The organism is Sulfuricurvum sp. (genome assembly GCF_028681615.1).
Lineage (GTDB): Bacteria > Campylobacterota > Campylobacteria > Campylobacterales > Sulfurimonadaceae > Sulfuricurvum.
The window spans coordinates 176,564-198,709 of record NZ_JAQUHV010000003.1; the positions used below are offsets into that span (position 1 = coordinate 176,564).

Annotated in this window: 30 protein-coding genes; 8 read left to right on the forward strand and 22 right to left on the reverse strand. The window is 42.0% G+C overall.

Annotated elements, in window-relative coordinates; genetic code table 11:
- Positions 1 to 41 precede the first annotated feature (41 nt).
- Positions 42 to 254, reverse strand: a complete 213-nt coding sequence (locus tag PHE37_RS05560; RefSeq protein ID WP_299994083.1) for a hypothetical protein — start codon at positions 252 to 254, stop codon at positions 42 to 44.
- A 142-nt stretch (positions 255 to 396) separates the two neighbouring features.
- Between PHE37_RS05560 and PHE37_RS05565 the strand changes: the two genes are divergently transcribed.
- The gene (locus PHE37_RS05565) at positions 397 to 606 is read left to right on the forward strand and encodes a hypothetical protein (protein WP_299994084.1); all 210 of its coding nucleotides are present in this window, start codon (positions 397 to 399) and stop codon (positions 604 to 606) included.
- A gap of 41 nt (positions 607 to 647) precedes the next feature.
- On the opposite strand, the gene PHE37_RS05570 is transcribed toward PHE37_RS05565, so the two are convergent.
- The 3 genes from PHE37_RS05570 to PHE37_RS05580 all read right to left on the reverse strand — a co-directional run bounded on the left by PHE37_RS05570 (position 648) and on the right by PHE37_RS05580 (position 2,548).
- A complete protein-coding gene (locus PHE37_RS05570; protein ID WP_299994086.1) occupies positions 648 to 818 on the reverse strand; it encodes a hypothetical protein in 171 nt (56 codons plus the stop codon).
- Between the two features lie 117 nt (positions 819 to 935).
- Complete coding sequence (locus PHE37_RS05575; protein ID WP_299994088.1) at positions 936 to 1,415, reverse strand: rhodanese-like domain-containing protein; 480 nt, start codon at positions 1,413 to 1,415, stop codon at positions 936 to 938.
- Between the two features lie 134 nt (positions 1,416 to 1,549).
- Positions 1,550 to 2,548 carry an NAD(P)/FAD-dependent oxidoreductase gene (locus tag PHE37_RS05580; protein ID WP_299994090.1) on the reverse strand — a complete coding sequence of 333 codons (999 nt, stop codon included), beginning with the start codon at positions 2,546 to 2,548 and terminating at the stop codon, positions 1,550 to 1,552.
- A gap of 145 nt (positions 2,549 to 2,693) precedes the next feature.
- Between PHE37_RS05580 and PHE37_RS05585 the strand changes: the two genes are divergently transcribed.
- Positions 2,694 to 3,137, forward strand: a complete 444-nt coding sequence (locus tag PHE37_RS05585; protein WP_299994092.1) for a thioredoxin domain-containing protein — start codon at positions 2,694 to 2,696, stop codon at positions 3,135 to 3,137.
- On the opposite strand, the gene PHE37_RS05590 is transcribed toward PHE37_RS05585, so the two are convergent.
- The 7 genes from PHE37_RS05590 to PHE37_RS05620 form a co-directional block, all read right to left on the reverse strand.
- A complete protein-coding gene (locus PHE37_RS05590; protein WP_299994094.1) occupies positions 3,130 to 4,389 on the reverse strand; it encodes an NAD(P)/FAD-dependent oxidoreductase in 1,260 nt (419 codons plus the stop codon). The two genes, PHE37_RS05585 and PHE37_RS05590, sit on opposite strands and share 8 nt — an antisense overlap.
- 11 nt (positions 4,390 to 4,400) lie before the next feature.
- Positions 4,401 to 4,679 carry a peptidylprolyl isomerase gene (locus PHE37_RS05595; protein WP_299994096.1) on the reverse strand — a complete coding sequence of 93 codons (279 nt, stop codon included), beginning with the start codon at positions 4,677 to 4,679 and terminating at the stop codon, positions 4,401 to 4,403.
- A 50-nt stretch (positions 4,680 to 4,729) separates the two neighbouring features.
- Positions 4,730 to 5,371 carry a GNAT family N-acetyltransferase gene (locus PHE37_RS05600; RefSeq protein ID WP_300008277.1) on the reverse strand — a complete coding sequence of 214 codons (642 nt, stop codon included), beginning with the start codon at positions 5,369 to 5,371 and terminating at the stop codon, positions 4,730 to 4,732.
- A 137-nt stretch (positions 5,372 to 5,508) separates the two neighbouring features.
- On the reverse strand, positions 5,509 to 6,450 hold the full coding sequence (locus PHE37_RS05605; RefSeq protein ID WP_366881122.1) for a DUF234 domain-containing protein: 942 nt from the start codon (positions 6,448 to 6,450) through the stop codon (positions 5,509 to 5,511).
- Between the two features lie 45 nt (positions 6,451 to 6,495).
- Complete coding sequence (locus PHE37_RS05610; protein ID WP_299994102.1) at positions 6,496 to 7,956, reverse strand: HAMP domain-containing sensor histidine kinase; 1,461 nt, start codon at positions 7,954 to 7,956, stop codon at positions 6,496 to 6,498.
- A gap of 129 nt (positions 7,957 to 8,085) precedes the next feature.
- Positions 8,086 to 8,931, reverse strand: coding sequence for a M90 family metallopeptidase (locus PHE37_RS05615; RefSeq protein ID WP_299994104.1), 846 nt, complete (start codon positions 8,929 to 8,931; stop codon positions 8,086 to 8,088).
- On the reverse strand, positions 8,931 to 9,434 hold the full coding sequence (locus PHE37_RS05620; protein WP_299994106.1) for a hypothetical protein: 504 nt from the start codon (positions 9,432 to 9,434) through the stop codon (positions 8,931 to 8,933). Before PHE37_RS05620 ends, PHE37_RS05615 begins: the two co-directional genes overlap by 1 nt.
- Positions 9,435 to 9,514: 80 nt before the next feature.
- Between PHE37_RS05620 and PHE37_RS05625 the strand changes: the two genes are divergently transcribed.
- On the forward strand, positions 9,515 to 10,960 hold the full coding sequence (locus PHE37_RS05625; RefSeq protein ID WP_299994107.1) for a phospholipase D-like domain-containing protein: 1,446 nt from the start codon (positions 9,515 to 9,517) through the stop codon (positions 10,958 to 10,960).
- Positions 10,961 to 10,973: 13 nt separating this feature from the next.
- A complete protein-coding gene (locus PHE37_RS05630; RefSeq protein WP_299994108.1) occupies positions 10,974 to 11,714 on the forward strand; it encodes an endonuclease/exonuclease/phosphatase family protein in 741 nt (246 codons plus the stop codon).
- Between the two features lie 2 nt (positions 11,715 to 11,716).
- On the opposite strand, the gene PHE37_RS05635 is transcribed toward PHE37_RS05630, so the two are convergent.
- The 7 genes from PHE37_RS05635 to PHE37_RS05665 form a co-directional block, all read right to left on the reverse strand.
- Positions 11,717 to 12,292 (reverse strand): hypothetical protein, encoded by a 576-nt coding sequence (locus tag PHE37_RS05635; protein ID WP_299994110.1) that lies wholly within the window; start codon positions 12,290 to 12,292, stop codon positions 11,717 to 11,719.
- Between the two features lie 8 nt (positions 12,293 to 12,300).
- Positions 12,301 to 13,002 (reverse strand): thioredoxin fold domain-containing protein, encoded by a 702-nt coding sequence (locus tag PHE37_RS05640; RefSeq protein WP_299994112.1) that lies wholly within the window; start codon positions 13,000 to 13,002, stop codon positions 12,301 to 12,303.
- A 23-nt stretch (positions 13,003 to 13,025) separates the two neighbouring features.
- Positions 13,026 to 13,610, reverse strand: a complete 585-nt coding sequence (locus PHE37_RS05645; protein ID WP_299994114.1) for a hypothetical protein — start codon at positions 13,608 to 13,610, stop codon at positions 13,026 to 13,028.
- Positions 13,611 to 13,734: 124 nt separating this feature from the next.
- Positions 13,735 to 13,941 carry a hypothetical protein gene (locus tag PHE37_RS05650; protein ID WP_299994116.1) on the reverse strand — a complete coding sequence of 69 codons (207 nt, stop codon included), beginning with the start codon at positions 13,939 to 13,941 and terminating at the stop codon, positions 13,735 to 13,737.
- 199 nt (positions 13,942 to 14,140) lie between these two features.
- Positions 14,141 to 14,632: a glutathione peroxidase gene (locus PHE37_RS05655; RefSeq protein ID WP_300008278.1), complete on the reverse strand. Its 492-nt coding sequence runs from the start codon at positions 14,630 to 14,632 to the stop codon at positions 14,141 to 14,143.
- A 38-nt stretch (positions 14,633 to 14,670) separates the two neighbouring features.
- A complete protein-coding gene (locus PHE37_RS05660; RefSeq protein WP_299997736.1) occupies positions 14,671 to 15,468 on the reverse strand; it encodes a family 1 encapsulin nanocompartment shell protein in 798 nt (265 codons plus the stop codon).
- 10 nt (positions 15,469 to 15,478) lie between these two features.
- On the reverse strand, positions 15,479 to 15,853 hold the full coding sequence (locus tag PHE37_RS05665) for a ferritin-like domain-containing protein (RefSeq protein ID WP_299997739.1): 375 nt from the start codon (positions 15,851 to 15,853) through the stop codon (positions 15,479 to 15,481).
- A gap of 239 nt (positions 15,854 to 16,092) precedes the next feature.
- On the opposite strand from PHE37_RS05665, the gene PHE37_RS05670 reads away from it, so the two are divergent.
- Positions 16,093 to 16,509 carry a hypothetical protein gene (locus PHE37_RS05670; RefSeq protein ID WP_299997742.1) on the forward strand — a complete coding sequence of 139 codons (417 nt, stop codon included), beginning with the start codon at positions 16,093 to 16,095 and terminating at the stop codon, positions 16,507 to 16,509.
- 15 nt (positions 16,510 to 16,524) lie between these two features.
- On the opposite strand, the gene PHE37_RS05675 is transcribed toward PHE37_RS05670, so the two are convergent.
- Both PHE37_RS05675 and PHE37_RS05680 read right to left on the reverse strand, forming a co-directional pair.
- Complete coding sequence (locus PHE37_RS05675) at positions 16,525 to 17,166, reverse strand: hypothetical protein (protein WP_299997744.1); 642 nt, start codon at positions 17,164 to 17,166, stop codon at positions 16,525 to 16,527.
- Between the two features lie 82 nt (positions 17,167 to 17,248).
- Positions 17,249 to 17,629 (reverse strand): hypothetical protein, encoded by a 381-nt coding sequence (locus PHE37_RS05680; protein WP_299997747.1) that lies wholly within the window; start codon positions 17,627 to 17,629, stop codon positions 17,249 to 17,251.
- Between the two features lie 158 nt (positions 17,630 to 17,787).
- Between PHE37_RS05680 and PHE37_RS05685 the strand changes: the two genes are divergently transcribed.
- Entirely contained in the window at positions 17,788 to 18,168 is a 381-nt protein-coding gene (locus tag PHE37_RS05685) for a hypothetical protein (RefSeq protein WP_299997749.1), read from the forward strand.
- A 1-nt stretch (position 18,169) separates the two neighbouring features.
- Here PHE37_RS05685 and amt read toward each other — a convergent pair whose 3' ends face one another.
- Complete coding sequence (gene amt / locus PHE37_RS05690) at positions 18,170 to 19,996, reverse strand: ammonium transporter (RefSeq protein ID WP_300008279.1); 1,827 nt, start codon at positions 19,994 to 19,996, stop codon at positions 18,170 to 18,172.
- Between the two features lie 217 nt (positions 19,997 to 20,213).
- Between amt and PHE37_RS05695 the strand changes: the two genes are divergently transcribed.
- Positions 20,214 to 21,134, forward strand: a complete 921-nt coding sequence (locus tag PHE37_RS05695; RefSeq protein WP_300008280.1) for a YceI family protein — start codon at positions 20,214 to 20,216, stop codon at positions 21,132 to 21,134.
- A 104-nt stretch (positions 21,135 to 21,238) separates the two neighbouring features.
- On the forward strand, positions 21,239 to 21,706 hold the full coding sequence (locus PHE37_RS05700; protein ID WP_300008282.1) for a heme-binding domain-containing protein: 468 nt from the start codon (positions 21,239 to 21,241) through the stop codon (positions 21,704 to 21,706).
- On the opposite strand, the gene PHE37_RS05705 is transcribed toward PHE37_RS05700, so the two are convergent.
- Positions 21,703 to 22,050 carry a 4-fold beta flower protein gene (locus tag PHE37_RS05705; RefSeq protein WP_299996797.1) on the reverse strand — a complete coding sequence of 116 codons (348 nt, stop codon included), beginning with the start codon at positions 22,048 to 22,050 and terminating at the stop codon, positions 21,703 to 21,705. The two genes, PHE37_RS05700 and PHE37_RS05705, sit on opposite strands and share 4 nt — an antisense overlap.
- Positions 22,051 to 22,146 lie beyond the last annotated feature (96 nt).

Sequence of the window (22,146 nt, forward strand, 5' to 3'; positions counted from 1 at the left end):
TGACCTTTTTATGGTTAATGCGTATAGCGAAATGTGCTGTTTTAGATATCTATCATTCTGACCAGTACCAGGTACGGTTCGCTTTCCAAAATATTGAGGGTAACGCCGTAACGCTGGGAGATATGTTTGCGCTGCCCTTCCGTCAATTCCGATAAATGAATTTTATAATAATGATGACCGCTGTCAGAACTCACCTGCATGTGAAAGGAATGGATTTCTTCTTGGGAAGGGTCGTAATGGATGTATTTTTGCATAGGTTGATTATACCATGCTATGTTCAACTGTTTGTCGATATCGTTGGAAATTGAAAGAAGAGTGATCAAGACAAATAGAAAAAATTGTAACGATTTCGTATTATAATAGTTCGGTAACACAAAAAGTCAGAAGGAGAAATAGATGGATCCCGTACAAAAAGACTTGGAAAATCGAAAATCAGAGATCAAAAATGCAATGGAGATGATGTTTAAAGCAAATATGACCATTACCGATTGGGACGTACCTGAGGGGGATGATAAAGAAGCGGCAAAAATTCTTATTTCGATCATGCAAGAAGCTCTGGATGAAATTAAAGTTGATATTGAAGCAGGGAAATACGATTATTTTTAAGCGAGGTATTTTTTTAGAGGACGAGAAGGTAAAGAATGATCTTATTCTCCATAAATCAAGACGGTATCGAATAGCCCAATTGCATTCATCAACAGATAAATAAGGGTTCCTTCCGAGATACCGGCGAAAAGGCCGAGAAGAAGACCATTTCCGAGAAGCTCCAGCGAATGGGGAGTTGTCCACTCCTGCCAAAATGCAGATAATTCTTTCATATTATCTCCTCTAGAAATTGTTGATATACAATCAATCTAAAAAAACTAAATTCAATAATATTAGTGCTTATATACTAAAAGAATATTTAAAACTTTGTTTTTAAATTTTAATACTCCCTATCTTCCTTCGATCGGATATTTTGCTGCCTTCCATGGCGCAAATCCGTCAAGCAGCCAATAAATGTTTTTATATCCTAGTTTTCGAACGGATAATGCGGCTTCATAAGAGTTTGCACAGGTTTCTCCATAGCAATAAAAGACAAGCTTTTCATCTTTGTCTTTGGGCAGCTGGATCACAATGTATTCAGCTTTTGATACATCAAAATAGACGGGATAGGCCCCTTTGATATGCTCTTTCATATAGTGCCGTTTTTCACGGGCATCGTAAAAGTAGGCTTTTTGGTCATACAGCGCTTTTGCTGCTTTTTCGTCGACAACTTGAATCCCTTTTGCGATTGCTTCATCTATCTGGGGAGGGATGACGCAAACATTATAAGGCGTTTCAAAAATAGTCTCCTTTTCTCCGTCATAATCAACTGCGTAAAGGGGTGAAAGTAGCAAACCGGCTAAAAGTATAGAATGAAAATTCCGTAGCATTACTAACTCCTTACAATAAAAAGTGTTAAATAATAAGTCATATGATGTTATGTAGATATAAGATTTTTATATTAAAGCGGCGAGAGTAAGAATTTATTTAGAGTAGAAGAAGTTTACGAGAAATACGATTTATGTCATGTGATCAAATGACGTATTTTATCGGTAGAAGCCAAAGCACCTTCGAGATAGCCCCCTTCGTGATAGGAAGTTTCGGTCCCGATAAACGTTAATTTGTCGTTTAAATAATCGCATTCCAGCCCGTAATTCGGATGTATACTTAATGGCAACGCATCGGTTTTGACCGACGTAAATTGTTCTTGGCGCCAATCGACGCAATGAAACCCGATAATCGGCGATGCAGTTTCACCGAACAGCCGTTGCAGCTGTTGGCGCACTTGCAATTCAATCGTACGCATATCGGTATCGGAACGGATAAAACCGAATAACGCATAGCGATCATACGTACAGGCATCATGAATCTCTCCCATAGGGCCGCTGTGGCTGAAACAAAATCCGCTCAACCCCATTTCACGCCAAAACGGTGTTTCAAACTCGATAACGCATTTGGCAGAGTGCCCCATCCATGTCGGTATTGAGGCAAAGTGGTTTTGCAGTTTAGTAGGCAGAGGTGGATCGAATCGTAGAGATTGGAGTGTAAGTCGTGGGGGTAAAGTGATGATCACATGGTCAAATCGATATTCGTCTTTATTTGTGGTGAGGAGGATTTGATCGTTATTATAAACGAGCATTTGGACTGTTTCACCAAGATTGATTTGCGTCGTCACAAGTCGGCATGCGAGTTGATCGATCAGTGCACCTAACCCTTCGATAATTCTGCCGGATGGAGCATTGGGCGCTGGATTGAAACGTTGAATCTCTTGCGGCGTTTCATAGAGTGCTTCACCGCTTCTGTATTGCCGAAAAATGTTCAAACCGAGCGAACGGATGAGCTCTATTATGCGGTTTTGATGCGGCCAGATCCAACTTGGACCGAGATCGAATCCCTCAACACTATAGACTCTCCCTCCCAGACGATCACGTGCTTCGAAGAGGGTTACACTGCAGTTGTTTTCCAAGAGGGTTGCTGCGTACAGACCGCTTAAACCACCGCCGATAATTGCTATTTTTTTCATCGCCAAATTGTATATTTGCTCTTTAGAGTGAGGTGTTAACGAAACAGATTAGGATGGATATTTAAGCTATAGACAGACTTCATAAAAGAGGCTCTCTAGTATAACATTTGCATATGGAAATAAGCCTGCATCCGGAGATGAAAATATGGAAACACTCAAAATAGTTTGCCCTCATTGCAATCATGTAAACAGCATAGCCAATGAAGTTACCAAAGAAGATATTCCCTGCCAATCATGCGGGCTTTCTTTACTGGATACGACACCTATCGATTGTTCAAGCGAAGTATTTCAAACCCACATTACCGAAAATGAGATTCCGGTACTTGTCGATTTTTATTCTCCTGAGTGCGCACCGTGCATGAAAATGGCTCCGGATTATGAAAAAGCGGCATCGTCATTTGCACTCGAAGTACGGTTTATCAAAGTAAATACGGTCGAATTTCCCGAAATTGCACGCCAATACGGTGTCAATATGCTCCCGACAACGATAGCGTTTAAAAACGGGAGAGAGATGAACCGTTTCAGCAGCGCATTGTCCAAAGATCATCTGAGTATGTGGGCGGAAAGCCTCATACAAATGGTTATTTAGAGAGGGCTCCCAAATGTCCCGCCACATATCCGCTGGCGAATGACCATTGCAGGTTGTAGCCGCCGCACGGGCCGTCGAGGTCCATCACTTCGCCGCAAAAATAAAGCCCGTGGATGATTTTACTCTCCATGCTTTCGGGACGGATCTCTTTGAGCGATACACCGCCGCGGGTGATCATCGCCATTTTAAACCCGTCATGACCTGTCACGGTGAGCGGAGTCCATGCGAGGAACTTGATAAGCCGGTCTCGTACAATCCCTTCTAATTTATTAAACCCTTTGCCCGGATCGGCTTCGGCGAGAGTGCACAGCGCCCGGGATACCGATTCGGGAAGAAGCGTCATCATATGGGTTAATATAGACTGCTCAGGATTTCTATCGATCTCTTTTTTGATATGCGTCCGTATTTGCTCTTCATTCAACCCTTTGGTCATATTGATTAGGATGGGAACCTCGCCGTGTTTGGAAAGATATGGGTTGATTTCACGGGCAATATCGAGTACGACAGGTCCTCGGATCCCGTGAGAGGTAAAGATGAGGTCCCCTTTGGCGCGGATATTTTTTGCTTTAGGCAGATCGATTTTGATTTCGACTTTGGCAATCGTATCGGCGCGGCATGATTCTCCCCACACTTCCTTGGTTTTGAGCGGCATCATGGCAGGGTAGAGCTCTGTAATTTTATGACCTGCTGCGGAGGCGAGTTTGAATCCATCCCCCTCAGCTCCAAGCTGCGGATATCCCAATCCACCTGTTGCGATAATAACATGGGGTGCGTTGTAAGTTTGTGAGCTCGTACTTACGCCGCTGATACGTTCGCCGTTATGTTCCAGTTTTTCAGCACGCACTGACGTGATGAGGGTGATGCCCAATCGTTCCATCTCCTCTTCCAATGCGGTGATGATACTGACTGAGCTGTGGGATATCGGAAAAACACGGTAACCATCCGGTGCATGGCTCTCAACTCCGATTTCGGCGAAAAAAGCGATCAAAGCACGATGATCCATAGCCTTAAGGGCAGGGGTCATAAATCGTCCGTCACGTCCGAACCGTGCCATAAAATCTTCATTGGAGAGGGTATTGGTGAGATTGCATCGTCCGCCGCCGGTGGCTTTGAGCTTTGCGGCGATTTTAGAGAGTTTTTCGAGCAGTAAAACACGATGCCCGCGCCGTGCGGCCGTAATAGCGGCCATAATACCGGCCGCTCCGGCACCGACGACGATTACATCATATATATACTCTGAGGTCTTTTGCATAGCGGAGGAGGTTACCCTCTGCTCGTTACTTCTAAAAGATGGTAGCCGAATTGGGTTTTGATCGGGCCGTAGAGTACGCCGACATCTCCGTTAAATACTGCCGTATCGAACTCTTTTACCATTTGACCTGGGCTGAATCGTCCCAAATCTCCCCCTTTGCGTCCTGATGGACAGAGTGAATTGTCTGCCGCCACTTCCGCGAAAGAAGCCCCGTTTTTAATTTCGGCTTTGAGAGCATTACACTCAGCTTCTGAATTTACTAAAATATGTCGTGCGGTTGCCCATGCCATAATGATCCCTTTATGTCTTTTTGAAATTCTACTCAATTATTGCTTGGATATTATGATGATTCTTTCAGGATTTTGAGTTCTTTTCGAGCATAGCTTTTACCGAGCTTCAGAATATCCTTCTCAAAAACTTTTGTTTGTGCAGGTGTAAATTTGAGTTCGTTGGCATTGACTTTGGTATGGATTTTATCCATATTCTGACCGATCAGTGTCTGGATATCCGAATCTTGGATCATTGCGATGATACCGTCCAATCCCTCCTTCGGAAGCGGTAAGTTACAATAAAAGTCACCGATATCATTGACCCCCCAATAGATAAATCCTAGCAGTTGATAAAAATCGAGTGATGCCGATACCGAAGAAAACGTGATTCTTCGTACATGTTTTTCAACAGCTTGGGCGAGGATTAGACGGAGTATCTGTGTAGCGTACCCTTTGCGTTGTTCTATCAGAGGGGTAAATAGATTGTAGAGGGTGATATATTCGCCGTATCGATCGATCTTTGAAAAAAGATAACATAGATGCTCATTCTTTTCATTGCACAGTACCGCACACCCCTGCGCATTCCAGCTGAAATGGCGATCCCACCATGCTAACGACTGATCGGCAAAACGTATGCTTTCATGGTCTGTCAGTGTTGAGATAGATGTGATGTAGGCATCTCGTCCAAGAGATTCGAGATGATAAAGTGGCATAGGGATCCTTTTTACCCTCCAAGGGATAAAAAGTTCCAAATATGAGGATCCGATTAAACGAAGAGGTTAAAACGATTATAGCGGGTATTATAGGTGCATCGTTCCATTTTGTGATGAAAAGATAGGCACATCATATTTTAATATTTTTTATTGGTGTTGACGAGTAGATCTTTTTCGTTCAGATCGTCCATCAGTGATTTAAGATTTTTGAGGCTTAAAAGCTTCAGCGTATCACTTTTCTCTTTTTTAAATTCGCTTGAAAATCCGTTTTTGGAGAAAATAACATACATATCCGGATGAAGTGCGGCTTTGGCACATTTTTCCTGGAGTTTGGAAAGTTCGCTTTTGTTGGCTTTGGCTTTGGAATATTTGCATGATCCGGCTATAACCTTGCCTGATTTTGTTTGTCCCAGTATTTCGATTTCTGTGTTTTTATCCCAGTACGAGCCGATTTTAGCCATCCAGTCCTCTTTGAAACTTTGTTTCACCAAAGCAATTACGAGCCCTTCGTACACAGGATCAAAAAAAGATTGTTTGGTATTTTCCCAGTGCTCTTTCATTTCCGTAAAATCACCCTCTTTGATCCCTTTGTAATAGGGAGAGACGGCAAAGAACCAAAAGCGCAGGAACGGGGCGGTAAATACTAAGCGTGCAGAGACCTCTTCATTTTGATCGGAAGGTTCTTCTTGGGACTCTTGCCGAATCAGCAGAGAGTTTTTTACTAAAAATGCTGCCGATTCTTCTCCCTCTTTTCGACCCAAATCAGCACGTCTAAATGCGGAATACTCCCTCCGGTCTCCGGATGCGAGGGCAGTGAGAAGCGCATGATAGGATCTATTGCTTTGGGTGATTTTGGTTAAATCGCCGTGGATATACCGGTAATTGGACAAAACCTTCTCTTCGATCAGTTCTTCCAGCGGTTTGGTCATATCGACATTCCATCCCATCCCTCCGAAAATGGCGAAATACTCGATAGCGCGTTCGATATCCGTTGCGTTGTTTTGAAAACAAAAAGAGCGAAATTGTTGGAGAAGTGTCGGATTTTTGGACATAGGAGGGAAACCTTGGTTAATTTTCACCATTATAACCTAATGCATGCCGGAGAATAGATGATTAGGAGTCTGCTATTTTTTTGCAGCGGGCGACGGAGGGAAAGGGAGTTTGATGACAAACAGCGCCCCATCGTTAAAATTATGCGCTTCTATCGTACCGTTTAGTTTTATTTCGACAATCATTTTCGCAATGAATAGCCCCAACCCGGTCCCTTGAGATTGATGTTTCGTCGTAAAATATGCATCAAACACTTTGTCGATTATTTCCGGAGAAAATCCTCCCCCGTTATCGTAGATTTTAAGGAGATTACCTGTTTTTTCACGCGTGCATTCGATTGTTATTTGAGTGCTCAGGGCATCAATCGCATTGTTGATGATGATTAATAAGACCTGTTCGATTTCACTGATAGAGCCGTAGGCGGATGCTCTTTCATCAAGATTAAACGTAATGGATACATTTTTTTTATCTAATGTGCTTCCCAGCAATTGCATTGTGTCTGTGATAGCTTTTTTGAGGGTAAAGACCTCCATTTTTTTCTCATTTTGATCATCATCCAAAAAGTTTTTAAAGATATCAATAGTTTTTGACATGAATGCCACTTGATTATGCATATCCTTGAACAGTTTCTCTTGATATTCCGGATCGACGGTTCCCATCATACTTTTAAGGGTTAAATCGGTAATGCATAGTTCTATAATATTGAGCGGTTGTTTCCACTGATGAGCAATATTATTGATCATGGTCCCCATTTCGATAAATCGTGATTGTTTCATCAAAATAGCATCTTTGATTCTATTGTTCTCTTTTTCGATCTCTTTTTTCTCCATAGCTTCGTCAATGTTGTGCTGCATATGGAGAAATCCGTTGACGATCTCGGATATAACGTCATCTTTATGTTTACTAAATGATTCAAAAACGAGTTTATCACCGGGCATATAGCCTTTGATTTCGGAAGCGATTTTTCGTAGAGGGGTAAGAAGCTCTTTTAATAGACGCATCTCGAGATAAAAATACAAGGTAAGCAGCAGGACGAGAATGACCCCGACGGTGTAGTATTTCGTCGAAAGTTCTTTAAGCATATGGTGGGCATAGGCTATTTTAAGGGTTCCGAATTTGTTCTGTGAATTAAACTCTTCCGGATTGTAAACGGCTTTTTCATAGTTTAAATTATAGGGGTCATCCGGGGTATATTCAGCCGATTTGACTTCGGATATCAGATTGCCGTTATTGTCTTTAAAGGTTATGTTTTCTAAGTGGTAGTTGTTGAGCATCTTTTTTAAGAACTCATCCATATTGAGGTGCGCATTATCTTTGTTAATAAAATACCATATGCCCACTTTTGTGGAAAGTGTTTCAGAGATAATTTCAATATGTTTTTTTTCGGATTGTATAAAAGTGTCGTTAACCAGTTTATAGATAAACATACCGCTCAGCGTAAAAATCAAGGAAAGCGCAATAACGACAAACAACAGCAGTTTGCGTTGCAATGAGATGGTGCTGAACGTCTTCAAAAAGCCTTTATGGGATGTCAAAAAAAAGTTCCTGTCTTTCTAAATAGTTTACGATTTTTACTTTTAAATAGATTGCGTAAATATTGTAGTGAGAATTAGTTTAGATATGAATAAATTTTAATTTACGCTGTTAATCAACATGGTGTTTTTTTAATCAAAAAGTTTTGCCGTGTCTATCTGATAAAAATCTTTATATTCTTCGTAGAGATCGGGGAAATGGTGTTTTAAAGCGGCGGGAGATTCGAAAAAACGTTCGGTAACAACCGCAAAAAATTCTGCTTCATTGCTGGCAGCATAGGTGTCAAGCAGTTTGTATTTCCCCCAATCGCGGTTTTTGTGTGCGATTGTATTCAACAGATCAAACTCTTTATAAAGGGTTCTAACCCATCCGTCGTATTTCGAATGTTCCAGAGGAGGGACACCGTCGATCACGCCGTCCATAAAGTCGATTTCATGGGCAAATTCATGGATTATGACATTGTTGTGGCGCATGTGGTAGGACTCGTTTTTTGCTTCGTGCCACGTGATGACGACCGTCTCATCTGCCGATTGTCCTTCAATCATGAACTGCTCTTTGGAATAGATTCCCCCATAGGAGTGGACTTGTTTGATCATAACGGCGTGGGGATAGATGATGATGGTTTTGAGTTTGTCATAGCAATACGACGTATTTTTTCCGATTAGCAGCAAACAGGCGTAAAAAGCGATGATGATTTTCATTTCATTGCTAACGTGCAGGCCGATTCCGATAAATTCTTTGGTATGGATGAAGTAGAGGATGGAGCGTTGAATCTTGTGCCGCTCTTCGCTGGAGAGTTTTCGATAATGGGGAGTTTTATCGAGAAAAATTTCATATTCCTCTTTAAAAGGGAGTTTTTTGATTTTTTCCAAAGCTTTTCCTTTTCGAAATTCATTGAAAAACATAAAAGCAAAAAAAAGCGTTCCCAAAATGGTAAAAATCAAAATGAGGGCGAGATGATAGTCCATGCTTTGCATTATAGAATCCATTCTTTGAGACTCTCGTATTCTGCACCGGTAGGATAAAGATGGCTTTGGAAGAGGATGATCTTGGGCTCAAGCACCCCTATCGGTGCAGGAACAGATGTTAATTTCGCAGAAAATGCGGACGAATCCTGGATGTGTTTAACCCGCATCATCGTCATATGCGGATTCAGTTTTATTTTTTCCAGACCAAGCACTAATGCAAGTTTGTCGTAGAGATGCTGCAGGGTTGGGTTCTGTGTAGTAGCCACAAAGACACGGCTGTTACTGAAATAATCAAAGCGGGATAATTCAGATACCTCAAAACTCCACTTAAAGGATGAAAGTTTTTCAATCAGCACATCGGCACTAAATTGTTTTCCCAGAAAAGCGACTGTGACATGAAGGTGCTCTTCATCTCTCCATTTCCCCTCCAAGTAGTGGGAAAAATCGTGTTTAATCTGTTCATAGCTGTAAAGACGGACAGGAACGGCAAGAAATAGACGGTTCGTACTCATAGTCTCCCTTGCTCGATCGATTTGCTTGACGCTTCTATTTCATTATTATAATCGTTTTCTTGAGAGATAGCTAACGGAGCATGTGCATCGGATTAATGGTACCGGAACTATCAGGACGCTATAATCAAACACAGAAAGAGACGGGTGGCAGAGAAATGGGCTATATATCTTTATACATTGTGTTTATGGCATTTGCACAAACCGTTACAATGCTTCATATGTTCTATTTACGGAGGAACCACAGTACGATTCTCGCCTGGTTTATGGTGATCCTCATGTTTCCGTTTCCCGCTTTCATCCTCTATTTCATTTTTGGTAATCGAAAGGTACGGCAAAAAAGTAAAAAAAGTACCTTGGTGCTTCATAAACTGCATCAGCCCGATACGGCAGCGCTAAATCCGATCGAAACCGTTCTCGCAAGTCATGAGATAGCCGGTACGACAGTATGCAATGAAATACAGCTCTATTTTGACGGAGTTGATGCCTATAATGCTTTATTACATGAGATTCGGAATGCAAAAGAATCCATCTGGATCAGTACCTATATTTTACATAATGATTCGACGGCAAAAGTAATTTTGGAAGCATTAACGCAAAAAGCCTCTGAAGGTCTTGATGTCAGAATATTGATCGATGCGGTCGGCTCATACGGTCTTTATATCTGGCAGCGCCCGCTACGGGCATTCAAGAATGCGGGAGGGAAAGCGGTGTTTTTTATGCCGATTTTGAAACATCCGCTCCGAAATTACATCAACCTGCGCAATCACCGTAAAATCTTTCTTTTTGATGAACGTGTTGCACTTGCTGGCGGGATGAATCTCGGAAAACAGTATATGGGCTCGAAGCCTGAAAAAAAGCGCTGGATTGATATGATTTTTCGTCTCGAAGGGGATGCCGTATTTTCCTACGCAGAGATTTTTTTGGCTGATTTCGCCTATGCTTCGGGTGAAGAGAAAACAGCGGTTAAAAGAGTGATTGCCTGCAGTGAGCGTAATGCAATACAGGTTGTCCCCTCCGGCCCGGATATGAGCAGTGACGCGTTATATGAAGCGCTGTTAAGTGCGATCCACAGTGCGCATCGGAGAGTATGGATCGTTACCCCCTATTTTGTTCCGGATGAAACGATACTGCGGGCACTGATTATCGCCAAACACAAAGGGGTAGATGTCAAGTTAATCGCTCCGTATACATCGGATCATTGGATTACGGATATAGGTCGAAGCAGTTATATGCGTGAAGCCGAGGAAAAGGGACTCGAGGTTTTGCTTTATCAAGGCAATATGCTTCATACCAAAGCTGTTTTGCTGGATGATTATGCCGTGATGCTGGGATCGGTTAATATTGACAATCGGAGTCTTTTTCTAAACTACGAAGTCGTCAGTTTTGTCTATTCAAAGCCGGTTATTGTTCAAATGGATGAGTGGGTCAATACCCTCATCACACACTCTTTGTCGGGAATGACAAAAGGATCGAAAAAAAGAGTGATTTTAGAAAATTTCATGCGAATTTTTTCACCTCAATTATAAAGGCAAATTTTTCATGTTGAAACCGCAGGGTATGATCCGGAATATTTTTGAATCTCAGCAAGAACAAACATTGCCGCCTGAATTTGGACTGTTATGCTGGAATGTTCACAAACGGAACATCGGATACAAATTTGACCTCTATTTCAATGAACTGCTTGAACACTATTCTATTGATCTTCTCGCTCTTCAAGAGGTTAAAATGAATCAAAACAGTGTCTCCATATTTGAGCCGTTTCATTATTCATTTGCCCCAAATATCAAATTTTTCAATCACAGTTACGGCGTTTTAAACGGTTCTCGTATCTTGGACAAGGAGACGTTTTCACTTCTTTCATCCCATCGTGAAAGTATGATTCGAACCCATAAATGTGCGATCTTTTCGACGTATCCGCTGCATAACGGAGAAGTGCTTTTGCTGGTCAATCTCCATGCGATCAACTTTAGGGCAAACAAGGTTTACAATAAAGAAATCGAAGCAATTTTTGAAAAGATAGTTCATCATCAGGGACCGATGATTGTAACGGGAGATTTTAACAGCTGGAATCGTCAGCGCATCCATTTATTGATGAAAGTGGCGGGAAGTCTGCATCTCAAAAACAGTGAGATTGGACAGGGCCATTTGATTAAATCGTTTATGAACTACAGGCTGGATCATATCTTTTATCGGGGAGTGCAATTGACAGAGAGCTGTGCCGTAGATGTCCAAAGGATATCGGACCATAATGCGCTGTATGCCCGGTTTAGGGTTGTTTAGCGCTATTTACGGTCGAAATAGTAAATCGAGCTGTCCGCTTTCGGTTTTTTATCTTTCCACGCCAAATACGAACTTTTGAGATGTTTGCCGTCTGCACTGATTTCATGGATGATTTGGTGAACGTGATCTTCGTCCGATTGACACCGTTCGGTATTCATATCGCAGTCGAATATAAATCGATTGGGAGTACTGTCATGAAGGTTAGCAATAAATTCCGGCTGATTTTGTTTTGAGCAATAGTGAGTCGCTTTGAGATTGGTACAGGCGATGTCTTTGCAATGATACATAGTGACCATTTGCTTGGTGGTGTTTGGAAGGAGCTCTTCTTGGATGGTTACATCGCCTCCGATAAGCTTAAAAGCCATTGCGGTGGTATCTGTTCCGACGAGAGGGAGCACCGCTTTATGTTTGAATGATTCAGTACCGATTTGATGATCGGCATCGGAGAGTTTCCACTCTCCTTTCAAGGATGCATCCATCCAGTCGAACAGTTCCCATGCAGTCGTATTTTCTGAAGCATAGCTAAAGGTAGTCAGAGCAACTAGAGATAACGCGGAGAATATACATCTTTTAGACATCATGATCCTTACAGACTCGGCCAGTTCATTTTATTGAGGTCGCTGTCCATAACAGTAGGTGTCCCCATTACTTCTATCTCTTTGGCTAACCCTATCTGTATGTTGATCAAATCCATCAATCGTTTATCTTCATCCGCACTCAGTACAACGTTTTTATACTCTTGAGAGCCGTTTGCTATGGCTAAAAGTCGTTCAGCCATATCCTCTTGATCGCTCCCTTTGAGAATCCATTTACTCATCGGTATTGCCTCCGGATGAAATGACAGCGGGAAGAGATAGATTTTAAAAGTATACTTTTCTTTGAGTGTCGGCATTATTTTTTCAAATTGCTTACAGTAGGGGCACTGCGGGTCGATAAAGACATATAACACCTCTTTTCCGGTCCCGTAACTAAATGCTTCTTTCCCTGCAATAATATTTTTATCCATCGGAAAGCTCACTCTTTGTTTTGTGTCGGTACGAATAGCATTGCCCGTGATCAGAATCTTTTTGTCTTTAGTGATAAAAAAATCAAACGGTCTTTTCTCTTGCCCTTCAACGACACGTGTCGGCAGCCCCTTAATAAGATATACGCTTCCCTCGTCATGAACTTTAAGAATCTGTATCTGACTCTCTTTGATGATATCCAAGGCACTTAATTCCGAGATTATCGGATCGTCTGCCATAACGACAGATACCAGTGCACATAGTGATATGACTATCTTTTTCATTTCAAACCCTTTTTATACTCTGTTTAATTTAAATCACCGTCTTTCCAATACTTTGTTCCTTGAATCGTTGCTTGAAGTGCCAGACCGTTTTGGGTCAATTTATAGAGACGAATTCCCGGTGCAACCGTTATAGCCGCTCCGTATGCATCTCCTTTGTCTGCCAGCTTTGCAGCGGCATCGGCTTGAGCGTTGGCTTCCCACCCTTTATTGACGAACTGATCAAATACCTCTTTGTCTTTAAAGAGAAATACTGCCCGAAAATCTTTGATGCCGAGCCCGAATCCGGCACCGCCGGAGGCCATATTCATGTAGATATTTTTACCCGTGCCGTTGACATGAGCCACTCCGGTTCCCCCTTCTGCTGAGAGAAGAACCAAGTTGATACCGACATTGCTAAACGCGGCGTATCCATAGGAATTAGCGACCATCTCTTTGGCTTCCGGTGCATGTTTGTAGAGTAATTGAAGGGTTTCCTCGCTGGTTTTCAAACGATCTGAACGTTTCTCTTCCACCGTTTTTCCGCTCCAGAAACCTGAAAACATGATGACGGCTGCAATCCCTACTAACATCATCCATAACGGGTGCAATCTTAGCTTAGACAGATTCATAGTTTTATCCTTTTAATTTAGTAAAGATGATCTTATTCCTCTTCGTATTTAAATGTTATTGATTATTTTTGAAAATTAATTTAATAAGCAGAGCATAAGTTTTGATATCAAGAGCAGATGGTTCTTAGATACGTTCACTTCCCTTTTGGGTGAGTACCAGAGTCACGCCGTCTTCTTTTATTTCGATGATTCCGTCATTTTTTAGCTCATCCATCGCGATTTGAAAAGGGCGGTCTTGTTTGGAATCGAGTTTTTTTAAAATAGCGCTTATGACGTCTTGTTTGGTCATGATATGTCCTGCAACCGCACGGCTTGATTTGAACCAGTTCATAAACATCGCTTTGATCTCATTTTTTTGAGTGGTTTCTACACTCTCTTTTTTAGGAGGAGCTTTACGTTGAAAATTTGGAGATGGTTTGGAATATGCTCGTTTCGGAGCTGTTTTTCGGTCGGTGGCAGGCGCTTTTATGGGATATCCTTGTGGGTAATAGTATAAGCGTATTGTAGTGATTTTTGCTTAATCACATATCTTATAACAGTGCTTTTATATCCGCTTCGATTTCTTCAGGGGTCGTTGCAGGGGCATAGCGTGTAATAACTTTTCCATGACGGTCGACGAGGAATTTGGTAAAGTTCCATTTGATCGCTTCACTTCCCAGAATTCCGGGAGCCTGTTGTTTGAGATAGCGATAGAGGGGATGGGTATTGTCTCCGTTGACGTCGATTTTGGCAAACATCGGAAAGGTTACCCCATAATCGATCCGGCAAAAATTTTCGATCTCCGGTTCGCTGAGAGGCTCTTGGGATGCGAATTGGTTGCAAGGGAAACCCAGTACAACGAACCCTATGTCTTTGTAGGTACGATACAGTTTTTCAAGACCTGCAAACTGCGGGGTAAAACCGCATTTACTGGCAGTGTTGACGATGAGCATCACTTTTCCGCGATACGGTTCTAGCGTGCTCTTTTCCTTATGGATGGTTAGGACTTCGAAATCGTAAATACTTTTTTCAGGTGCTGACATAAGGGTACTCCATACGGCGATAAGGATAAGTAAAATTTTCACAGAGTGATTAAAACTGCCGCTTCCGGATTAATAATGCGGAAACTGCAGCTCTCGGTTAAGAAGAGCGAATAACTTTCCTCTTTCTCTTCGGTGTACCCGATACTGACATCCAGTCCGTTGTAGAGGACAAAATCTCCGCCCCGCTGAGAAAGTGCCAGAATTTTGTCATCTCCGATCGATTCGCAAACGACAAAGAAATTTGCACCTATGAGTGATTCCAGACGGGCTTTGACACTGACGCCCCCTTCGCTTTCCGCCACCATTTTGATCAGGGTCGCGGTTGAGAGTACGAGTTTATAGGGACCTTCTACGAATTCGGCACCGAATGCCGCAATCATTGCCGCAACCGCATCGATCAGTCCTTTCGTATTTTTGGCATGTATAGGTTTACGCGGGATTTTTTTCAAAATTCCTTCGATTTCCGCTTCTTTTAATCCGTCCAGTATAAGAGAGTTTTCTACGGCACTGAATTGATTGGAGACCTTTTTAAAGATTGAATCGTCAAAATCGGGTTTGTCCCGTTTAAATGCTTCGACGATGGATTTAGGTAACTCAAAATCGTATCGCATCTCAACCATTCTGAGCGGTTCGCGTGCCGATAATGTCAGATTGTCAGAAGTAGAGAGTGTTTTGAGATTTCCCGTTGGAATAGCATCGGTTTCAAAAGGGACGGGGGTAAATCCGACGAGAGAACGGAGTTTGAGGCGTTGGCTCAAAAGCGGGGTAAATACAGCGTCAATCTGTGTCCATACTGCCGGGGCGATAGGTGAGGTTTCTCGGTTTAAAAATTTCATTGTCGGCTCCTTAACTATTGCTTCCGATTTTTAATGTCCCTGAAGGTGCTATAGCAGGGAGAGAATCGGTTTGAGTGGTTTGATCCGCTACTGCGGACTCCTGTACAACGATATCACCGCTTGTGAATAGAAATTTTTTCATCATTGCATCCCATACCGGAGAGTTGCGTCTTAGCCACTCCAGTCCCATGCATGCGTGTTCTATCTCTTCGTCACGGTTATGTTCCATGATCGCTTTCGCAGCCGGGTCTGTTGCTGCTTCGGCACGCTGGTTATACCAGTCTATCGCTTCGAGCTCTTCCATTGTGCTCTCTATAATGCGATGATAATCTTTTGTACTGTCCGAAAGTAAATTTGGATCTTCGTGAAAACCTTGGTTTGCCATTGTCGCTCCTTTTGGTTTAATCCTTAGGGCTCAATGGTACAGCTCTAAAATAACATAAGTCAATAGACTTCGAGAAGATATGTGTTTATTAAGTTGATTTTAAGAAATTTGGCGTTGTCGCTAAAATGAAAAAGAGAAGGAGAAAATATAGGTGATATTTATGCAGGTGTCGTATAATTACATTTAGATAAAATACCTTTTTTTAAGAATTTCAAAATGGACTATAGATAAGGAGTCGGATGAAAGAATTGAGTTTAAATGATTTGATATTTGTTTTCGGACAAGATATTAAAATGGCTCTTTATACACTTGATCGATATGGCGTCGAGGCCAATTTAGCTTTGATCGCCTGTGATGATTACGATGTTGACAAGACCCATCTTATTGAGAGTGTACGACAAAGTGATATTGCAAAAAAAATTAATGGTCATTATATAGCCGTACTCTTTACATTTGTAGACCATGCTAACGCCCGAACAGCTTTGGAAAAATTAATCTTCAGCTATCACCAATATCAGCTCAAAGGGAGTATGGTAATGTTGAAAAAAGGTGAAACCGTTGAATCCGTTTGTGAGCGATTGTTACAAGCCAATAACGTCATTCACCGAGATCCCGATAATCAAATACTTGATGAATTAGATCATCCTCTTGTCTAAAAAACAAGAATCCACTTAATTATTGATTGTCACATCTATTTTCCCTCGTTCTATCTCTTTTTTCCCCACCATGTCATAAACCCCTTCAATCTCTTTCGGATTGATATTGTTGTACTCCCCGATAGATCCATGTTCAAGAGTTGTTTCTGCAAAAAAGTATTTTTTGCCATTGAATGTCACATAGGAAGCCGGTTTTTTCACCTTTGTATCGTCCGGTAAATGGACAGCGATGAACCCATGTTCTTTGGTTGTGATTAATAGACATTTATAGTGCTTTTGCAGAAGTAAAGTTGCCAATAAAAATGATTTTTCATCACAATCCCCACCGTTTTGATTGATGACATCGGATGGATTTCGATCATCTGTACTCTCTTTGTAGGGAATATTAAGGACATATTGATACATATGGGTGATTTCACAATAGCTGTCACCGCTACAGTCTCGCGTCAACATATCAACGATAGGTTTCATTTCATTGTGTTCATAAACATCGTATTTATAAAATCGGTTATGGATTTTGACCATTCCCTTTCTTTCGCAATACTGTGCATCTGTTTCCGGTAGGACATGCGCCCGTGTGTATAGTGAGTATGCGATGATTCCTGCTACTGAATACAACCCCAGACGGTACAAGAGCCGTTTATTGAATAGTGACATCTTGTATTCCTCTCTGACGTTTCTAATCTATATTTTTTATCGGGATATTGTATACGAAAAAATCAGTATAAAGGTCTGTGCTTTATTTGGCTGTAGAGATATTTTGGGTACTCAATACCATTAATTCAGCTTCATAAGCAGCTAGTTGCGTCATTTTAGTGGCTATGAGCTGTTTTGAGCTTTCATCGTTTTTTTGCATCAGTGTAGCTATCTCTTGTTGAATTTTTGTGATCATTTTCTCGATTTTTTGTATCTCTGTCTGGGTATCGGAAGTACTCGATGTTTGTGTTGCTCCTCCGCCCGCGGCCGCTTTTCCCGCTGTTGAAATTCGGACAGAGTCTATATGAATCGAACCTGTAGCAGATTGGGTATCCACTGCAACTTCAGATGAAGTAGATGCAGATTGAAGACTATTTGATGCATAAGCTGTAGTCATGTAATCAGATGTTATTGTGATGGACATAATAACTCCTTTTCGTATTGCTTGAACTATTATCGGTAGTAACGAAAAAATATTTATTATTTTTAAACTACATTTAACTATTTTGTACAATAAAAGCTGTTTTTATGATGCTGCTGTTCGGATGCTATAATGCATCAAACGTATGCGAGGAGTCAGTTATGAGCACAATTATTATGCTGTTCTTATTACCGTTGGGAATCGTAGTCTATTTTTGGGATCGTCGCAATTATCTTCAGAACCTTGGAGTATTTCAGGATTATATTTCGAAAATGAATCATTCGGATTTGTCGGATACCGAAAAGATGGACAGAATCGATGAGATGTTTTACCAAAACGGCTATACTCGAATCGAGCGTACTGTGACACATCTAATGATCGAGAAAAAACATTTTAATATCGGAATACTTTTTATTTCGGTGGGAGCATTGACCTATTTCGGGCTGTTTTTTTATCTGATTTACTACCGGTTTTTTCTAAAACCGCGGCGACTGAGTGTTGATTTAAGAGATGACGTCATACTGAAGGAGATAGGTAAATAGCCTACCATGAACATACACGATTCCGACCGAGCTCTTTAGCCTGATAGAGTGCTTTATCGGCTTGTTCAAAGAGTGTGTCGAAATCAACGCTGTCGTTTTTCGGAGCACTGACCCCGAAAGAGCAGGTAATATGTTCGATTGTAGGGAAAAGATGAGTTTCGATACTGAGACGGATTTTGTCTGCGATATGTTCTGCAAGCGCGATATCAAGAGTCCGGATGATGACGATGAACTCTTCTCCGCCCCAGCGTGCGACTATATCGTTGTCCCGCATGATCTTTTTGAGCAAGATTGCGAGTTCTTTCAGGACGCTGTCTCCCACGGCATGTCCGAATGTGTCGTTAATCGGTTTAAATTTATCGATGTCGATGATAATAACGGAAATCTGCTGGAGATAGGGCGAGGTGGTTTCAATATTCTCCATTAGCCCTCGTCGGTTGAGCAGAGCGGTGAGCGGGTCACGCTGGGCAGACGAACGGAGCAGGGTGTTATTATTTTTGAGTTCAACTTGTTTGTGATGGACCGTTTCTAGAAGATAGTTGAAAAAACGTGCAACGATGCCGACCTCCGTATCCCGCTCTTCATAGACTTTGGTCTGGAGATTTCCTGTTTTCATGATACGAATAATGCTGTCGATGGTCTCCACCCATGGAAGTCTGGCCTGATGTTCAGCGACATTCAGACCGATCACTTCGTTGCGGCGAGAGACACGGAGACTGTTGAAACGAGCCAAAACCAGAAAGAGGATGATTCCGCTGCCGAAGGAAAAAATGAAAGCGCTTACGATACCGAGCGATTGCACCCCTATTAACTCCATACGGCTCATCCCCTCCTGCAGCGGGGCGAATAGTCCTACCGCAAATGTCCCCCATATACCGGAAAAACCGTGAATGCCTACCACGCTCAGCGGATCGTCTATCCGGAACTTTTTGAGCAGAAGATGATCGGAAAAATACATGATAAAAGCCGAAACAAACCCGACAAATGCAGCCTCTGTTGTTGTCAGATCGGCACATCCGGCCGTAATGCCCACCAGTCCCGAAATGATCCCGAAACTAAACAGCTCCACTCCGATCCCTTTTTTTAGAAAAAGACTGATGAGATAGGTGCCGAAACCGCCGAAGGAGCCTGCAATCAGTGTATTGAGGAGAATAATACTTACCGAGGAGTTAAAGGCGAGGAGGCTTCCGGCGTTAAAAGCGAACCATGCAAACCATAGGATAAAGACTCCAAAAACGATAAAGTTGTGGTTGCTGGGGGCAAAATTGCTGATTTTACCTTTTCGGAATCTTCCTAGTCGAGGTCCCAGAATGATGGCACCTGCGAGCCCAATCCATGCACCCATTGAATGGACGACCGTAGAACCGGCAAAGTCAATAAATCCCATCTGTTTAAGCCATCCCTGAGCGCTCCATGCCCAGTGCCCGAAAATCGGATAGATGATTGAAATGACGATAATAGAGACGATGACGTATCCGTTGAATTTCATCCGTTCGGCTACGGCACCGGAGACAATGGTTATGGAGGTAGCTGCAAACATGGATTCGAAGAAAAAGAAACCGTTTTCAGCCGGATTGCTGCCGTCGATAAAAAAACTGTCTATTCCCACAATCCCGCCGATATCATGACCAAACATCAATCCAAAACCGATTATCCAGAAACAGATGACGCCGAAAATCGTATCAATGAGATTTTTCATAGCGACATTGATCGTATTTTTTGAACGGACGGTGCCGGTTTCGACCATAGCAAAACCGAGCTGCATGGTAAAAATCAAAATGCCGCTTAAAACGATCCAAAGCAGGTCAATATCGCTATATTCGTTCATCAGCGGGTTGTTTCCATTCTTAGTGTGTTAGTTGAAATGTATCTATTACATTTATATATATGCATATATCATTCTTTTTTATTTATAAAGTCTATAGCCGTGAAGAAAAATTAGTCGAACAATTTAACACTTTTTTGTGCACGACCATTTCATAATACACACTTACCGATCAAGAAAATAGCACAAATCACCGGTGTATTTATGAAAGGGGAAGAGTATGTCTATATCATATTCCGTAAAAACGCTCACTCCTGCCGAAGCCCTTAATCTGATCGAAAATGGGGCAAAAATTCTCGATCCTATAACCCCAGAAGCGTATGATTGCTATCACATCAAAGATGCGCTGAATGCCTGTGTCTATGAAGTTGCTTTTTTACAGAAAGTTCCGGAACTTATCCCTGACAAAACGGTTCCCATTGTTATATACGCTAACAGTGCTACGTCGCATGAATCCCTTGTCGCCGCCCAAAATCTCGAACTGCTCGGTTACAGCAAGGTTTTTGTAGTGGAGGGGGGGATTGACGCGCTTGTGGAAGCCGGCTGCATGGGAGAAGGTTCCGCAGACGGACACATCGAACAACTCGAATATACATCGGGAAGCTATAGCGCTCGGGTGGATAATGCATTTATCGGATGGACCGGACGCAATGCCAACGGTAAACATTACGGAACTGTCGGTTTGAAAGAGGGATTTCTGCAGATTGACGGAGAGAATATCCATGGCAGCTTTACCGTCGATATGAACGATATAACCGACCTTGATCTACCCGATGCCTCATTTGCACAAATGCTGGTCGCCCACTTACGTTCCGATGACTTCTTCTCCGTCCAATCCTTTCCTGAAGCTACTTTTACTATCCACAGTGCCAAACGTTCACCCGCAGCCACTGCCAGTTCGGTCAATCATATCTTGCACGGTACTCTTAGCCTCTGCGGCATCAGTAAAACGCTCAATATTCCTGCTACCTTTGTACAAAGCAGTGCCAATACGTTGATAATCGAAGCCCATTTTGATTTTGATCGCACACATTGGGGAATTGCCTACGGTTCTGCACATTTTTTTCGTTTTTTGGGAATGCATGTGGTCTTCGATCCTGTCAGTATCGAAGTCCGTTTCGAGCTCAACACTGTACTCTAAAAAAGGGAGTGTATTTTTTTATCAGACTATTTCATAGTATCGGGTTAATTGGTTACTTTTAACCTGTATGATTCCGCATAACTTTTAATGGACGGGTGGAGAAGATGAAGATAGTCGTGTATTTTTTAGTTGGTTTCGCAATCGTGATACAGCTTTTTAGACCGGATTTTAAAAATCCGACCGTGGATGAAAAGGTTGCGTTAAATGCTGATCCTCATGTTATGAATGTCCTAAAAACATCCTGTTACGATTGTCATTCCGATGAAACGAAATACCCATGGTATCAAAATGTCGCTCCGGTATCATGGATCATGTCAGACCATATCCAAAGAGGCCGAAAAGCACTTGATTTTTCAAATTGGGCGAATATCGATCCAAAAGTGAAATTACTCCGATTGGAGCGTGCAACGCAAGTGGTTAAAAATGAGATGATGCCGAAACACGAATATCTCTTGATGCATAAGAATGCTATTTTGAATAATGAAGAAAAACAAACTTTAGAGAAATTTTTTGATGAACAAATTATCGAGCTGGGCGGTTCGACAAGTACACTGAAAAAATTTAATATTTAAACAAAACAATCCCATTTTAAAGCACTCCAATGATTCGAGACAGGAGGAGCTTTTGGCGGAGCAGAAGGTATAGGAGCGCTTCGTGCATCTGATGGGTGTGGCGGAGCCGGTGTGATTTCCGGGATCGGAAGCATCGGATCGTAGGAAGCATCATCCATATAGGCTATCCGCCGTCCTCTCTGATCGAAAAAGATTCCTCGCTGAACGAATCCCAGATGTTCGCCATTGTAAGTGAATACATTGCCATCAAAGACAAATGCTCTGCAGCAATTTGTACGGTCATAAATGACACCGTTATGAAGCCATCCAATTGTCCGTCCGTGACGGTTAAATACAGGTTTCATGGTTATTTATACCTCCGCCAGTTTTTTTGAGGGTTTTCATTGTAGCAGATAATTATAAAGAATACAAATACTTAATAATTTAAAAACAAGTAGAAT

Bases quoted from the DNA above. Each gene is read 5' to 3' on its own strand.
- PHE37_RS05575 (WP_299994088.1), bottom strand. From the start codon at position 1,415: ATGCTACGGAATTTTCATTCTATACTTTTAGCCGGTTTGCTACTTTCA.
- PHE37_RS05660 (WP_299997736.1), bottom strand. From the start codon at position 15,468: ATGAAATTTTTAAACCGAGAAACCTCACCTATCGCCCCGGCAGTATGG.
- PHE37_RS05655 (WP_300008278.1), bottom strand. From the start codon at position 14,632: ATGTCAGCACCTGAAAAAAGTATTTACGATTTCGAAGTCCTAACCATC.
- PHE37_RS05565 (WP_299994084.1), top strand. From the start codon at position 397: ATGGATCCCGTACAAAAAGACTTGGAAAATCGAAAATCAGAGATCAAA.
- PHE37_RS05560 (WP_299994083.1), bottom strand. From the start codon at position 254: ATGCAAAAATACATCCATTACGACCCTTCCCAAGAAGAAATCCATTCC.
- PHE37_RS05635 (WP_299994110.1), bottom strand. From the start codon at position 12,292: ATGTCTAAAAGATGTATATTCTCCGCGTTATCTCTAGTTGCTCTGACT.
- PHE37_RS05650 (WP_299994116.1), bottom strand. From the start codon at position 13,941: ATGAACTGGTTCAAATCAAGCCGTGCGGTTGCAGGACATATCATGACC.
- PHE37_RS05640 (WP_299994112.1), bottom strand. From the start codon at position 13,002: ATGAAAAAGATAGTCATATCACTATGTGCACTGGTATCTGTCGTTATG.
- PHE37_RS05700 (WP_300008282.1), top strand. From the start codon at position 21,239: ATGAAGATAGTCGTGTATTTTTTAGTTGGTTTCGCAATCGTGATACAG.
- PHE37_RS05570 (WP_299994086.1), bottom strand. From the start codon at position 818: ATGAAAGAATTATCTGCATTTTGGCAGGAGTGGACAACTCCCCATTCG.
- PHE37_RS05630 (WP_299994108.1), top strand. From the start codon at position 10,974: ATGTTGAAACCGCAGGGTATGATCCGGAATATTTTTGAATCTCAGCAA.
- PHE37_RS05695 (WP_300008280.1), top strand. From the start codon at position 20,214: ATGTCTATATCATATTCCGTAAAAACGCTCACTCCTGCCGAAGCCCTT.
- PHE37_RS05625 (WP_299994107.1), top strand. From the start codon at position 9,515: ATGTGCATCGGATTAATGGTACCGGAACTATCAGGACGCTATAATCAA.
- PHE37_RS05670 (WP_299997742.1), top strand. From the start codon at position 16,093: ATGAAAGAATTGAGTTTAAATGATTTGATATTTGTTTTCGGACAAGAT.
- PHE37_RS05665 (WP_299997739.1), bottom strand. From the start codon at position 15,853: ATGGCAAACCAAGGTTTTCACGAAGATCCAAATTTACTTTCGGACAGT.
- PHE37_RS05585 (WP_299994092.1), top strand. From the start codon at position 2,694: ATGGAAACACTCAAAATAGTTTGCCCTCATTGCAATCATGTAAACAGC.
- PHE37_RS05615 (WP_299994104.1), bottom strand. From the start codon at position 8,931: ATGCAAAGCATGGACTATCATCTCGCCCTCATTTTGATTTTTACCATT.
- PHE37_RS05675 (WP_299997744.1), bottom strand. From the start codon at position 17,166: ATGTCACTATTCAATAAACGGCTCTTGTACCGTCTGGGGTTGTATTCA.
- PHE37_RS05645 (WP_299994114.1), bottom strand. From the start codon at position 13,610: ATGAATCTGTCTAAGCTAAGATTGCACCCGTTATGGATGATGTTAGTA.
- PHE37_RS05680 (WP_299997747.1), bottom strand. From the start codon at position 17,629: ATGTCCATCACAATAACATCTGATTACATGACTACAGCTTATGCATCA.
- PHE37_RS05620 (WP_299994106.1), bottom strand. From the start codon at position 9,434: ATGAGTACGAACCGTCTATTTCTTGCCGTTCCTGTCCGTCTTTACAGC.
- PHE37_RS05600 (WP_300008277.1), bottom strand. From the start codon at position 5,371: ATGCCACTTTATCATCTCGAATCTCTTGGACGAGATGCCTACATCACA.
- PHE37_RS05685 (WP_299997749.1), top strand. From the start codon at position 17,788: ATGAGCACAATTATTATGCTGTTCTTATTACCGTTGGGAATCGTAGTC.
- PHE37_RS05705 (WP_299996797.1), bottom strand. From the start codon at position 22,050: ATGAAACCTGTATTTAACCGTCACGGACGGACAATTGGATGGCTTCAT.
- PHE37_RS05580 (WP_299994090.1), bottom strand. From the start codon at position 2,548: ATGAAAAAAATAGCAATTATCGGCGGTGGTTTAAGCGGTCTGTACGCA.
- amt (WP_300008279.1), bottom strand. From the start codon at position 19,996: ATGAACGAATATAGCGATATTGACCTGCTTTGGATCGTTTTAAGCGGC.
- PHE37_RS05590 (WP_299994094.1), bottom strand. From the start codon at position 4,389: ATGCAAAAGACCTCAGAGTATATATATGATGTAATCGTCGTCGGTGCC.
- PHE37_RS05595 (WP_299994096.1), bottom strand. From the start codon at position 4,679: ATGGCATGGGCAACCGCACGACATATTTTAGTAAATTCAGAAGCTGAG.